The organism is Vibrio gigantis (assembly GCF_024347515.1).
In the GTDB taxonomy this organism is placed as follows: Bacteria; Pseudomonadota; Gammaproteobacteria; order Enterobacterales; family Vibrionaceae; genus Vibrio; species Vibrio gigantis.
In genome coordinates, this window is the sequence record NZ_AP025492.1 from 1929816 (window position 1) to 1944330 (window position 14515).

At 43.9% G+C, this 14515-nt stretch carries 11 protein-coding genes; 3 read left to right on the plus strand and 8 right to left on the minus strand.

All coding sequences use genetic code 11. The annotated features are described in order from the left end of the window. The first annotated feature begins 4 nt into the window (after window positions 1-4). Both OCV56_RS08615 and OCV56_RS08620 read left to right on the plus strand, forming a co-directional pair. Window positions 5-763 (plus strand): sulfite exporter TauE/SafE family protein, encoded by a 759-nt coding sequence (locus tag OCV56_RS08615; RefSeq protein WP_086713359.1) that lies wholly within the window; start codon window positions 5-7, stop codon window positions 761-763. A gap of 272 nt (window positions 764-1035) precedes the next feature. Further along, window positions 1036-1227, plus strand: a complete 192-nt coding sequence (locus tag OCV56_RS08620) for a hypothetical protein (RefSeq protein WP_012603791.1) — start codon at window positions 1036-1038, stop codon at window positions 1225-1227. A 167-nt stretch (window positions 1228-1394) separates the two neighbouring features. Here the strand turns inward: OCV56_RS08620 and OCV56_RS08625 are convergent, their stop codons facing one another. The 3 genes from OCV56_RS08625 to OCV56_RS08635 form a co-directional block, all read right to left on the minus strand. Next, window positions 1395-1808: a VF530 family protein gene (locus OCV56_RS08625; protein ID WP_010438513.1), complete on the minus strand. Its 414-nt coding sequence runs from the start codon at window positions 1806-1808 to the stop codon at window positions 1395-1397. Window positions 1809-2116: 308 nt separating this feature from the next. Further along, window positions 2117-5125 carry an efflux RND transporter permease subunit gene (locus OCV56_RS08630; RefSeq protein ID WP_086713358.1) on the minus strand — a complete coding sequence of 1003 codons (3009 nt, stop codon included), beginning with the start codon at window positions 5123-5125 and terminating at the stop codon, window positions 2117-2119. Between the two features lie 10 nt (window positions 5126-5135). Continuing rightward, on the minus strand, window positions 5136-5900 hold the full coding sequence (locus OCV56_RS08635) for an efflux RND transporter periplasmic adaptor subunit (protein WP_086713357.1): 765 nt from the start codon (window positions 5898-5900) through the stop codon (window positions 5136-5138). A 345-nt stretch (window positions 5901-6245) separates the two neighbouring features. Here OCV56_RS08635 and OCV56_RS08640 point away from each other — a divergent pair, with 345 nt between their 5' ends. Further along, window positions 6246-7406: an HD-GYP domain-containing protein gene (locus OCV56_RS08640; RefSeq protein ID WP_086713356.1), complete on the plus strand. Its 1161-nt coding sequence runs from the start codon at window positions 6246-6248 to the stop codon at window positions 7404-7406. 126 nt (window positions 7407-7532) lie between these two features. Here OCV56_RS08640 and gnd read toward each other — a convergent pair whose 3' ends face one another. The 5 genes from gnd to OCV56_RS08665 form a co-directional block, all read right to left on the minus strand. Further along, the gene (gene gnd / locus OCV56_RS08645; RefSeq protein WP_086713355.1) at window positions 7533-8981 is read right to left on the minus strand and encodes a decarboxylating NADP(+)-dependent phosphogluconate dehydrogenase; all 1449 of its coding nucleotides are present in this window, start codon (window positions 8979-8981) and stop codon (window positions 7533-7535) included. A gap of 29 nt (window positions 8982-9010) precedes the next feature. Then, complete coding sequence (gene pgl / locus OCV56_RS08650; protein WP_086713354.1) at window positions 9011-9727, minus strand: 6-phosphogluconolactonase; 717 nt, start codon at window positions 9725-9727, stop codon at window positions 9011-9013. Further along, entirely contained in the window at window positions 9724-11226 is a 1503-nt protein-coding gene (gene zwf / locus OCV56_RS08655) for a glucose-6-phosphate dehydrogenase (protein WP_167373171.1), read from the minus strand. The genes pgl and zwf overlap by 4 nt, the downstream gene beginning before the upstream one ends. 410 nt (window positions 11227-11636) lie before the next feature. After that, entirely contained in the window at window positions 11637-12332 is a 696-nt protein-coding gene (locus OCV56_RS08660; protein WP_086713352.1) for a response regulator, read from the minus strand. Window positions 12333-12401: 69 nt separating this feature from the next. Further along, the gene (locus OCV56_RS08665; RefSeq protein ID WP_086713351.1) at window positions 12402-14054 is read right to left on the minus strand and encodes a sensor histidine kinase; all 1653 of its coding nucleotides are present in this window, start codon (window positions 14052-14054) and stop codon (window positions 12402-12404) included. Window positions 14055-14515: the final 461 nt, after the last annotated feature.

The following is a 14515-nucleotide window of genomic DNA, read 5'->3' on the forward strand; positions in this document are numbered from 1 at the left end:
AACTATGGATTGGTTGATTCTATTCTTATCAGGTGTGATTGGCGGTGTGCTTAACTCCATTGCGGGTGGCGGCAGCTTCATCACCTTCCCTGCTCTATTATTTGCAGGAGTTCCACCCATCGCAGCCAACGCGACCAATACCTTTGCTTCATGCGCTGGATATATTAGCGGAGCCTACGCTCTGCGCCACGAAATTCAATCTGGTACTAAGCAGCTAAAACTGACCATTGCTTTATGTGTAATTGGTGGAGGCATAGGTGCTTTCTTACTGCTCCACACACCTGAAGCTCTGTTCACTCAATCCGTTCCTTGGCTACTACTGTTTGCTGCTCTGCTATTCACGTTTGGTGGCACACTCAATAAATGGCTGAAACAAGCAACAGCAAAACATAAACACGCCACCAGCGCAGGCGCATTCTTTTCCGCTTTATTGCTTTTGATTGTTTGTATCTACGGTGGGTATTTTAATGCAGGTTTAGGGATTGTGACATTGAGCTACTTGGCGCTGGCTGGTTACACCAACATCAACGTGATGAATGGCATCAAACTGCTCGTGTCCGCGTGTGCCTCGCTCGCTGCGATCGTGTTTTTTATCATCAATGGCTCGATTGATTGGCCGTCTGGCATGGCCGTATTATTGGGTACATTGGTTGGTGGTTATTATTCAGCAAAAATCTCTCGCCGCATCCCTCAACAATATGTCCGTACCACAGTGATCATCGCTAGCTTTTTGATCACCGCTTACTTTTTTTATACCAACTAGGCTCTGTGCTATGTAGGTACTATACAAACTAAGTTCTATGCTAACTAGAAATTCTGAGCTCCAAGACTAGCAGCGCGAAGACCGACCGAAAATATTTGCCTTTTCGATACCTATCTCGCTATTTTATTGCTTATAAAATAGGCAAAACCAAATATGTGAGACGAGTCCTTCAATTAGCAAATTTGATAATAATTTATACTATTTTTTAGCCTTTCTTTTGAACAAAGTGGGATAATTCTCCTGTCGAAAATGAGACTTCATTAGGAGGCGTTATGAACACTAAACTCGGTCATGTCATGTCATCAAGTCGACTCATTTGCTTTGTCGCTTTTCTTGCCGCCACATTCGCGTGGATTCTCAAAATGCCCGCTCTGTTTTCTGTGTCAGCGCTATTCTTACTGATCAGCGCCATTGTCTATGTCGTTGACCTTTGGAAGAATCAAAGAAAGAACCGCGAAGCTTAAGGCAAACGACTAAAGCGACACGCATTAAAAAAGGAGCGCTTAGGCTCCTTTTGTATTTTATGCTTATCGCTTTAGTTGATTAGACTATTTCGACGGCTTTTCTAACGACGCTTTTCTATTAACGACGTCCTTTACTAGCGACGCACTTTACTAGCGACGCCTTTCTATTAACGACGGAAATTACGACCGTTGCCGCCACGACGCTCTTTAAATGCAGATGCAGCTTTAGCTTGTGAAGCGTGGATAGACTCTACCGTCAATTCCATAGGTTCACGAGGCTCTAATCCGTGACGGAATGTACGTGAACGCGGAGGCATCTGGTATTCGATGTCCGACGCTTTAGGCATACGCTTAAAACGGTAAAGGTAGAAGTTTTCAACCTTTTCACGAGCCCACTCTGTTTTTTTCAAATATTTAACGGCACTTGCAACGGTTGGCTTTGTGTTAAAGCAGTTCATACGCATTGCTGCGTCCAAAATTTCCCAACCATAATGATCCACTAATTCAGTGATCATCGTTTCTAGCTTCAAGCCGTGCAGCGGGTTATTTTGCTGCAGTTCAATTCTTTCTTCTTCAGTCATCTCTTTACCTTTTCACAACCTAAACCGAGTTGGGCTCTGAATTCTACTTGGCACGCCATCATCAATAATGCCTACCAATGTATTTCTATGGGACTGTCCGTTTCCCCTATCACTTCCTTTATGATGGCATAAAGCGAACCAGTATCCTAACTATCTACTCTTTATATTTTAGTAAGTAGACTTAAATGACTCAATTTCCACCAGTCATTCACTTATTTCACGATAGGGGCCGCTAAAATACAAAAAAGAGAGAGCTTCAATTGCCCTCTCTTTAATGATTTATCGTTTAATGTCGCTTAATTCACAACCTAAATAGTCATTTTCCATCTCGATATCACGACATACAAGCAAGGAACAATGAACAATACGATTGGCACAGAGAATAGTAGGCCATAGCCTAAGGTTAATGCCATTGGCCCCATATACACATCTGCCCCGCCAATACCATAAGCCAAAGGTAACAAGCCAACGACTGTCGTTACAGAAGTCAATAAGATTGGCCTTAAACGAGTTTTTGCAGCTTGAATCACAGCTTGAGTGATCTCCATACCTTGGTCTCGTAAGTCATTAATTCTAACTATCAACACCAAGGAGTTGTTGACCACTACCCCACACATACCAAGCGCACCGATTAAGGCGAATAACGAGATAGGCTGCATATGAAGAAATAGCGCCATCAAAGAGGCGACCAAAGCAAAAGGGATAACTGAGATAACCAGTAACGGCTGAACCAACGAACCGAACATTATGGCTAGCACAAAGTAGATCCCGAGAATGGCGGATGGAAAAGCAACCACAATTCCCCCTAGTGCTTCTTCAGTTGCTTCCACTTCACCACCAATATCCAACATGACATCAGAGTTTATTTGACCTTTCACGGCTTCCCATAGCTCATCTGTGATTTCATCAGGATCAAGCGCATTACCCTCTACTTGAGCGGTAACCAACACCTGTCGGTCGCCATTGAAATGCAAGATGATACGTTCTGCTTGAGTATATCGTACGTGAGCCAATCGACTTAAAGGTACTTGAGTTCCGTCCGCGGTATAGATCTTGGTATTTCGCAATTTCTCAAGGTTACGGTAGCGTTCTGTTAATATGACTCGAAGCCCAACCTCTTCATCACCAATCCAAGTCGTCGACACCTTCTCGCCATCAAATGCTACGCGCAAGGTAGTCGCCAAATCATCTACAGTTAAACCATAGCGAGCGAGCCACTCGTATTGAGGTACAATTTCAAGCTGTTGATCTTTAAGCTCTTCATTGTTCGTCACGTTACTCAGGCCGCTGTGTTGCCCCAACCACGCTTCAATCACTTGAACAGCATGATCACGAGACTCCTTGTTTTGACCAATCACACGTACTTCTACAGGCTCACCGGGAGGTGCTCCACCCGCATCTACTGTAAATTTAATAAACGGGACAGAAGTAATCTCACTGAGCTTGTCGCTTAACTCGTCCGCGATAACGTCTGCGGTTCTCTCTCTATCTTCCGCATTGGTTAAATTAATTAGTCCTGTGCTTACTGGCGTCGAATAGGTCATTTCATAACTCAGCATTTCCGAATCAGGCAAAGCACTAATCGCTTCCTCAACTTGACGATGTGCTGCTCGTACCTTATCCATTGGAGTGCCAGGTTTAACTTCTGTGTACACCTCTATGTATTTTGCCGCTTGAGCAGGAAAGAAATCTAACCTAAGTGTTGCAACTATAGCTCCGCTAGCTCCTAACATAAGCAACGCGAATAAAACGACTTTAAACTTGTGTTGCAACGCACGAGTAAGAATCGCTTCATAACGAGTCACCACTTTATTGAACACATCTATCTTGCGAGTGTTTAAGTTTGGTTTTTTAAGAGCATCGGCTAAGTGAGCTGGCAACGTAACCGTGCACTCAAACCAAGAAAACGTCAGAGCCATAATGACAGTTAGAGGTATGACCGCAATCTCCATCCCTAGCTCTCCCGGAATAAAGAAGATTGGGATAAACACGAGGATCGTAGTGGTTAAGCTTGCCAGAACTGGCTTATAGACTTTTAGCGTGCCCTCAATGGCGGCATCCAGTGGCGATGCACCTTTCTCTCTTTCGCTGTAAATACTTTCTGCAACGATTACCGAGTCATCGACAATAATACCGATAACGAGTAAGAGAGCAGCCAAGCTTATTGCATCTAAGGTCATCCCCATTCCAGGGATTAAAGCCAAGACGCCAAAAATACAGAAAGGAATAGAGACAGCGACCCAGAAAGCAACCTGACGCATCAGAGCCATACCCAACACGATTAATACGAGAACTAGACCTAAACCGCCGTTGCTCGCAACGATAGAGAACTTATCTTCCATGTCTTTAGCAAGGTTAATCGACGTATGAAAATCGAACTTACCACCATGCTTTTCGCGTTCAATATCGAGTGTATCTAATACCGCACTAATAGCGGTGCGTACATCTGCGTTAGCCGTCTTAGTGATATTAAATAAAATCGCTTGTTGGTTGTTAATCATGCCGTATTCAGTGGCTTTCTCGAACCCATCAGTGACCGTTGCGATATCTTGAACTCGTACTAGCCCACCATCAGGCAGAACACGAATGATGGTGTCTTCTAGCTCTTTTGCACTGGTCACCTGCGTTAAGGTAACAAGACGATGCTCTGACTTCCACGATTCGACAACACCACCTGATAACGATAAATTTCGACTGTTTACCGATGTCATAATGTCGTCAAACGTGAGGTTGTAGCGACTCGCTTTGCTTGGATCTACCTCAATCCAAAACTCTCGTTCACGAAAGCCAGACATAGTTGCAGTCCCAATACCTGATATCGATTTGATTCGTTTTTCAAGCTGACGGGCATACTGCTGAAGATCGCTGTAATTACCAGTTGTCGTTACACCAAAACGTAAGACTTCAAAGGACGAGGTGCTTTCCTGGAGAACAAGCGGAGGGTCTGAGATATCTTTCGGTAACCCACTGACTCGATCAACCGCTTGCTGAATTTTACGTACTACATCTGCGATATCAGCATCTTCAGCGACCTCCAGTAAAATCAGTGAAGTCCCCTCTGTTGATTCCGATGTCATTTCGCGGATGTTTTGCACCCCACGCAGCTCTTTTTCAATTTTATTGGTAATGTTCAGTTCAATGTCTTGCGGTGAAGCACCTGGATAATGGGTAACAATCTCAACTTCTGGAAAGGCCACTTCTGGGTCTTCTTGCATCTTAATAATGCTCAATGAAGCAATACCTACCGCAAAAACCATCATTGTAATTACCCGAGCCAAAAAGCCTCGAGCCGCAAAGTAGCTAATAATATGTCTCATCGACTACTCCTTAGTTGAGTGTACTTGCATGCAGGGACATCCCCGGCTTAATAAGGCTATCTTCGTTTGGAATTTCAATATCGATTGGGTAAGCCATTAAACCTTGGTCGAGATTGATACCAATACGTTTTATATTTGCTCTAACTTTAATCTCAGGATTAACGTCACTCCACAAATTCAGCTCCTGCCCAACAGATAATTCAGCCAGATCGTGCTCGCTAGCCAATAAACGAACAATGATATTGTTAACGTCTGCAACGCTATAAAGTAGATTTCCTTTCTCAACCCATGAGCCTTGCTCTACATTGCGTTTCACAACGTAGCCGTTTATCTCAGAATTGATTTGGGTGTGCGTAAAGTTGTCGGTGGCTTTTTCTAGGTCTATCTGTGCCAATTTGACACGGGCTTTTGCCGCTTGAAGGTCAGCTAAGGCGATATCGAGCTCGTGCTGCGACAAGCTCTTTTTCGCTTTTAGTTCTTTATAACGAGTGTAGATACTGCTTTTGATTTTTAGGTCAGCTTTAACCAATTCCAAATTTGCTTGTTGACGACGGACTTCCAATTTGAAATCACTATCTTCAAGGATAATTAAAGATTGTCCTTGTTGAATCGGCTCGCCAAGTTGAAATGGATGGCTCTCTACAACACCGCTAACCTGTGCCACAACATCTTGAGATTGTTGTGCGATCGCGTGCCCAATTAAGTCAACGGCGAATGCACTACCGCTTTGAAAAGATATGGCCGCCATAGCCGACAGCACTGCTAGTTTTTTCATATTTTTATCTCCGACAGAGTCTATTTATAGTCAGAGTAAAATGATTGGCGTGAATATTTTGTATAGTAATCTTTGGTTGAAAAGAGACTTAACATATTGATATTTAAGTCAGTGAGCACAGCCATCCACTTATCTTTAATATTCACATTTAGTGAATTTAACGATGTCTAATCTACTGGCTTAACACATTTACAGGAAACACAATGAAATAACGACTGTTTGAGTGATGGCATAACCATTTATCAAAATACCGTATTACATTTTAACAACACGATGCTATGTTTAGACATGGTATAGAAACCTATAAATGACGATATTAAACAATGATATAACTATAAATAAAGGTTGGCTTTGACCATGTTTGACTACTCCCAAATCAGCAGAGTAGCCGCCCAAGATAAAGATATTATCAGCATCGTTGATGATCTCTTTCGGCTAGCTCGCGAACATTACCCCATATTATCTCGGCTTTCGGTCGTGCTGTGCAGTGAAAACAGAGCATCAAATTACTTTGTGTCAGACACTCTGTGCCAAGAAGCGCAACACCGCTATATCGAACAAGAACTTAAGCCAGAATCGGCTTTATCTCGAATGGCAGAATCTTTAGATACTCGAATCATCAACGACCTCACCACGATAAGCCCGACCAAACAAATATCTCACCTACTCGAACTCGGCCACCAAAGCAGTTACACAACGCCTATTCATCATCAAGAAAGTAATCTTGGGTTTGTGTTTATCAATGCTTCATCAACGGGATTTTTTGCGAACCAGCATATTCAATGTGATATCGCCTATCTCACTCAAGTAATCTCCAGTCTTTTCGTTCAATGGTTTGAGCGGCAGCGTCACTTTCAATCCTCTTTAGCGATCGCTTTAAATATGGGTCATGCTCGAGACCCAGAAACCAAAGAACACCTGATTCGAATGGGTAAATACAGTGAACAAATTGCTCGCACTCTATCGCACACAAGAAGAGACATTACACACCAATTCATTCATCGAATTCGGCTGTACGCGCCCTTTCACGACATAGGAAAATATCGAATACCAGATAAGGTGTTATTCAGTAGCGCGCGCTTCAATGAAGAAGAAAGAGCCATCATGAACAACCACACCTTATATGGCGAAGAAATGATTGACGATGTCGTGGCTCTGTCGCATTGCAGTTCTATGTGTTCTGACGAAATACAGTTCATAAAGAATATCGTGCGTCATCATCATGAACGGTTTGATGGCACAGGGTTACCCGACGCTTTGAGTAACACAGCAATACCACTAGAAGCGAGAATCGTGACGTTAGCCGATGTGTTTGATGCACTGATGAGTAAAAGAGCCTACAAGCACGCGTGGACACTCGATGAAGTGATGGAATACATTGAAGAACAGAACGGTTCAATGTTCGACCCAGAATGTGTTGAGGCCCTTAAACAGAACCTAGACGACTTTATGGCAATTCGGGAGCAATACAACGACGATGCTCAGTCGCAGGTCATGATGGCTTGAGCTATAACTTCTTAGTTCTGTCGGTCCAAGAAAACGCAAACCAATAAAAAAGGATGCCACTGAGGCATCCTTTTTCTATTTTCAGCTTACAGAACAAAAACGTTCTTTACTGATTCTAACTAACGATTATACGTCGTAAGTTGTAGAAGCAGTGTCACCGCCTGTACCAGTCCAGTTTGTGTGGAAGAATTCACCACGTGGACGGTCAGTACGCTCATAAGTGTGAGCACCGAAGTAGTCACGCTGAGCTTGTAGAAGGTTAGCTGGCAGACGAGCTGTTGTGTAACCGTCTAAGAACGAAAGTGCAGAGATAGTACATGGCATTGGGATACCAGCCTCTAGCGACTTCGCAGAAACCTTACGCCACGCTACTAGGCTGCTTTGTAGGATGTTCTTGAAGTACTCATCAGAGCCTAGGAATGCGATATCTGGGTTCGCTTCGTATGCATCACGGATGTTGCCTAGGAAAGCAGAACGGATGATACAACCGCCACGCCACATTAGAGCAACGTTACCGTAGTTTAGATCCCAACCATTTTCGTTCGACGCTTCACGCATAAGCATGAAACCTTGAGCGTAAGAGATGATCTTAGAAGCCAGTAGAGCTTGACGTAATGCGTCAACCCATTCTTGCTTATCGCCTTCAACTGGAGTGATTGTCTTCTCAAACAAAGCTTCAGCTTCAACACGTTGGTCTTTAAGAGCAGACAGGCAACGAGAGAATACAGACTCAGAGATCAGTGTTAGAGGAATACCTAGGTCTAGTGCGTTGATACCCGTCCATTTACCAGTACCTTTTTGGCCTGCAGTGTCTAGGATCTTCTCAACTAGCGCTTCACCGTCTTCATCTTTGTAGCCAAGGATGTCTGCAGTGATTTCAACTAGGTAGCTGTCTAGCTCAGTCTTGTTCCAGTCAGCGAATACTGCTTGCATCTCGTCAGCAGACATACCTAGGCCATCTTTCATGAATTGGTATGCTTCAGTGATAAGCTGCATGTCACCGTATTCGATGCCGTTGTGTACCATCTTAACGAAGTGACCAGCACCATCGTTACCAACCCAGTCACAACAAGGCTCACCAGCGTCAGTTTTTGCAGAGATACCTTGGAAGATTGGCTTAACCGCTTCCCAAGCTTCAGCCGCGCCGCCTGGCATGATTGAAGGACCGAAACGAGCACCTTCTTCGCCACCAGATACGCCAGTACCGATGAAGTGGATGCCTTTCTCACGACAATGCGCTACACGACGGTTAGTATCTGGGTAGTTAGTGTTACCACCATCAATGATGATGTCGCCTTCGTCTAGAAGTGGGATCAGGTTTTCGATGAACGTGTCTACAACGTCACCAGCACGAACCATAAGCATCACTTTACGTGGCGCTTCTAGCTTCTCAACTAGCTCTTCTAGAGAGTAAGCACCAACAATGTTAGTACCTTTAGCTGGACCTTCTAGGAACTCGTCTACTTTCGCAGCAGTACGGTTGTGAGCCACAACTTTGAAGCCGTGGTCGTTCATGTTTAGGATAAGGTTCTGACCCATTACTGCTAGGCCAATTACACCGATATCACCTTTCATTATTTATATCTCCTTGCGGCTATTCGCACTTATGCGATAGCACTTGCTGCATTTGAATCTAGGAACCACTCTGTTTCGCCAGTTTTAGACTGGATTTTCGCTGCCGGATAAGGCAACTCTGAAGCAGGAGTAGTATGAATTTCTTTAACGATCTCAACTTTACCTGCACCCAGTACTAGGTAGCTGATTCGTTTTGCTGCTTCTAAAACTTTTGCTGTTTTAGAAACACGGATTTGACCAGACTCAGGGTGAGAAGCCAGTACAGATAGGTTCTCATCTTGGTAGTTTGTTGCACCCGGGAATAGTGAAGCCGTGTGGCCGTCAGCGCCAACACCGAGCAGAATCCAATCGAAAACAGGCGTGCCATTTTCACAAGGAATCACATCAGCCATCTCTTTAGCAAAGCGCTCAGCTTCTGCTTTAGGCTCATCTTCACCACGAATACGGTGGATGTTCTCAGCAGGAAGGTTTACTTGAGAGAATAGAAGTGCGTTCGCTTCACCGAAGTTGCTTTCAGCGTCGTCTGGTGCAACGCAACGTTCGTCGCCCCACCAGAAATGAAGGTTATTCCATTGGATACCTTCTGCGTATGGCGCCTGTGCCAACAGTTTGAATAGCATTTTTGGCGTGCTGCCACCTGAAAGTGAAATATGAACAGGTTTGCCCTGCTCACTGTACGCTTTCATTTCATTTGCTAGGGTTTCAACAACCAATTCTGGCGTTGCAAAGATCTTGTGGTTGATCATAGTTCGCAGTAATCCGTGTCTGTTAGGTTTTTACATGGGAAACGCCATGCACGGCCACCACGCTGAAGAAGCTCATCCGCTTCTTGCGGGCCCCAAGTACCACAAGCATAGCCAAACAGTGCTTGAGGATCTTGTTTAAAGTCTAAGATTGGTTGAACGTACTTCCAACATGCTTCTACCGCATCGGTACGTGCAAACAGAGTCGCATCACCGTTTAGTGCATCAAGAAGAAGACGCTCATAAGCCGTTAGCATTTGAGTTTCAGGCAAGTCAGAGTAAGAGAAGTTCATCTTAACTTCTTTTGCTTTAAATCCTGCACCAGGCTCTTTCAAGCCAAAGCTCATCTGAATACCTTCATCCGGTTGGATACGGATAATCAGTTTGTTTTCAGGTGCATCTTGACCAAATACTGGGTGCGGTGTGTTCTTAAAGTGAATCACGATTTCCGTTACGCGTGTTGGTAAACGTTTACCCGTACGCACGTAGAACGGAACGCCATTCCAACGCCAGTTGTTGATGTGTGCTTTCAAGCCGATGTAAGTCTCGGTGCGAGAATCGTCGGCAACACCGTGCTCTTCACGGTAGCCTAGCAAATGCTGGCCACGAACGTCAGAAGCTGTGTACTGACCAAGAACGAGATCGTTACGAAGATCTTCTTCCTCAAGAGGCTTCAGACACTGAAGTACTTTAACCACTTCGTCACGAATAGAGTCAGCGTTAATTTGTGCTGGTGGCTCCATGCCCACCATTGCTAACACTTGTAGCAAGTGGTTTTGGAACATATCACGAACTGCGCCAGAACCATCGTAGTAACCGCCACGTTCTTCCACACCAAGGAACTCAGCGCCTGTGATTTCAACGTAATCAATGAAGTTACGGTTCCATAGTGGTTCAAACATCGCGTTTGAGAAACGAAGCACTAGAAGGTTTTGAACCGTTTCTTTACCAAGGTAATGGTCGATACGGTAGATCTGGTGTTCTTGGAAGTGATGATGGATCTCTTCATCTAACGCTTGAGCAGAAGCTAAGTCGTAACCAAATGGTTTCTCGATGATCAGACGGCGCCAGCCGTTAGATTCATCGTTAAGGCCATGCGCAGCAAGGTTTGCTGGGATAACACCGTACAGACTTGGCGGCGTTGCCAAGTAGAACAAAGTGTTATGGTTTTCGAATTGGTAGTCTTGTTCAAGCTTGTCTAGACGTTGTGCTAAACGAGCATAGTCGTCTACATCTGAAGTGTTGATCGCTTGGTAATGCAGATGTTCAATAAATGCATTCAGCGTCTCTGGTTCAGTTTTTTCCATTTCCTGAAGAGACTTCTTCAGCTTCTCACGGTAAGACTCATCGCTGTACTCAGTACGGCTCACTCCAAGAATCGCAAAGGATTCTGGTAGTTGATTGCTAGCATACAGGTGGTATAGAGCAGGAATTAACTTGCGGTAAGTTAGATCTCCCGACGCACCAAAAATAACGATGCTGCTGTTTTCAGGTATTACCATCATCTTTCCTATAAAAACAAGGTTTTTAGTATTCGCCAAAGGTATCAGCGACATACGAAAATAGATAATAGGTCTTAACTATTACATCAATAGTAAGCGCCTATTAAATTTGAGAATGCGTTTGGTAAACGAGGGTGAAAGCTATCACCTCTATTCGGGACAGTATTGTCTATGACTATTTGATTTACATCAACCACTGTGAAAGCAATCGATTAAATATTAACTTATTTCGAACAAATTCTAATCGATAGTTCAGTTCATTTAGCTCTAGGGAGAAACAAATCGGCATTCTCAAACATTGTAGCCAAGAAAGAACGGTATCTGGTCGGTGGAGTGTGCAATAGAAAACAGAGAGGTAGGTAAAACCAGCTTATTCAACTGGCTTTATATTTATTTTGACAGTGTCGTGTTTATCTTTGCGCTTTGTTGTAGCAGCGCTCCGGGCGACCGACGGTACCGTAATTTAAGTCCGCGACTAACTCACCAGTCGTAATCAAAAATTCCAAATAGCGCCTAGCGGTGGTTCTGCTTGCACCAATTCGTTCACCGGCTTCATCAGCAGTAATGTTGACGGCATCAGCTTGTCGAAAAATGGCTCTGATCTTATCCAACGTCACGCCATCAATCCCTTTAGGTAAGGTTGATACCTTGCCTGAGTTCGCTTTAGCATTAGCTTGCAGCATCTTATCAACCAAACCTTGGTTCAAATCAGACACACTTTCAAACTCTTGCTGTTGCGATTGGTACTTTTTCAGTGCCGCTTCCAAACGAGGAAACATTACCGGTTTCAATAGATAGTCGACCACTCCACCGCGCATTGCTTGTTGCAGAGTATCCACATCTCGAGCAGCAGTAATCAAGATAACATCACAGCCTTGATTGCTTCCGCGAACGTGATTAAGAATATCAAGCCCACACCCGTCCGGAAGATACACATCTAATAGCACCAAATCAGGTTTTAAGATGTCTAGCTGCATGAGTGCTTCAGACTGTGTGGTGGCAATTCCGACCACGTCAAAGCCACCCATCTGCTCCAAATAACGATGATGAAGCTCTGCAATCGCAATATCATCTTCAATGACCATGACTCTCGTGATTGCGTTCATTTATGTTCTTCCTTTAACCATGCTTTTTCCGTCACGATGACCTTCATAAGATCGCTTCGTGCTTAATTATTATTGTTCTTCTTTTGGCAGATAAACCGTCATTCGCGTGCCAAAATCGTGGTTGCCGACCATTTCAAGCTGCCCTTGATATCGGTCTGCCAATTGCTTAATCAGATACAAACCAACACCGCGATTTTGCTTCGCTTTGCTTGATACACCTTTTTCGGTGAGTGCTTTGGTCGCCAAGTTTTTCGGTAAACCACACCCTTTGTCTTCTACTTCTACGATAATTTCATTGCCAAAATCACTGATTGAAACTTCAACAACCCGACGCGCAGGAGCAATTTGACCTTCTTGCTTAATAGCCGTCATAGTGGCATCAAAGGCGTTATCAATCAGGTTGCCAAGAATGGTGACAACGTCATCTGCGTTCAGCCAACTAGGCAGCGCTTCAAGCCTTGAGCCTTCTTCAACTTTAAGCTCTAAGCCTATTTCTCGCGCGCGCTCCGTTTTCCCAAGGAGCATGCCCGCGATAAGTGGGTCTTTAACGGTTTCACGCAAGAACTCGATCAAGCTTTGATAATGCTCCGTTTCTTGGCCAATCAGTTGCTGTACTGAATCCAATTCGCCCATCTGAATCAAGCCACTGATGGTGTTAAGCTTGTTTTGATGCTCATGGGTTTGTGAACGTAGTAGATCGGCATACTCTTTGGTTTGTGAGAGCTGGTCTGTTAAATCGTTGATTTCATCTCGCAATCGGAAACTGGATACTGCCCCGACCACCTCACCCGCAACTATAATTGGGCTTCGGTTAGCAATGATTCGTTTATTATTCAGGTACAGCTCAACATCGTGGTCAGTGTCGCCAGTGGATAACAAGTGTTCTAAATCACTGCCTGCCAATACATCAGAAAGGCGCTGTTGGTTGAGTGCTTTATCCCTGTCTATTGATAAAATATCGCAAGCACTCTTATTAATAGAACGCAAAATGCCGTTCTTATCGATACTTAAAATGCCCTCTTTCACTGTACTCATAGTCACATCGAGTTCTACATATAAGCGGCCAATCTCTTCGGGCTCAAAGCCCAAAATAGCACGCTGGAAGCGCCGAGATACATAACTCGAAATCACTGCATTAACGGCAACCACCAGCAACGCCATCACAATCAAAAAGGCTAAGTAAGGTTCGATTCTGTCTTGCAAAGAATCCAATAGATAGCCAACCGAGACCACACCAATAACGGCGCCTTGCGGATCTTTAACTGCAGATTTACCACGAACAGAAAATCCAAGCGACCCTTTAGCCGTCGACACATAAGACTCGCCCAAAACCAATGCTTTTTGGTTATCGCCACCACGCATTGGTTTACCGAGCCTGTCATCATAAGGGTGAATCAGGCGGATACCTTTATCATCACCCACAACAATAAACGCCGCGCCAATGAGCTGGGTAAGGTTACGAAATTTAACTTGGGTTTCTTCAGACAGAAGGTAAGGCTTACCATTAGGATCCACCGTTCCATTTTCTTGAATAATGCTGGTGACAAGTGGTGATTCAGATAGAAATTCAGCAACACCTAACGCTTTCAAACCCATCTCTTGTTCTTGAGATTGTTTGATGTAGTAAAAGCCAGCCGCTGCAAGAATCAAAAGTTCAACGAGGCCAGTGACCGTCATGATAATCAGCAACCTTTTACGGAAACTGATACTGCTCCATTTCATATTCCACCGTCCCTAGTGTTAGACGATCAATGTTAACACCAAGTTAATCGCATAACCTTTCTAGGTACGCGAATTTGTGACTGTTACTCAACTAAATAATTGAGCAGATTGTTAATTGATAATCCTTTACGTTGTTCACCTCGAACAATCGTTCACTTTTAGAACGAATTAGCTTAAAAACCAAAATAAACGAATAAATATTGAGCTAGATCACTAAGCTTTTAGATGTTTTTTAGGTTGTTTAAAATAAATACAATTATAATGGTTGCATATGAAGAAGTTTATTGTTGTCTGGCCACAAGTCGTGATTTCAAACTGCGCTCTAAATCGAAATTTCGACTAACAAAAAGGCAACAACTCTTCACTCACTGGACGTACCAAAAAGTATAAGTTGTACGCTGGCCGTTACGAATGATGAACAAACGGATTTAGTATTCTCTCCTATCCATCATCACTATTTT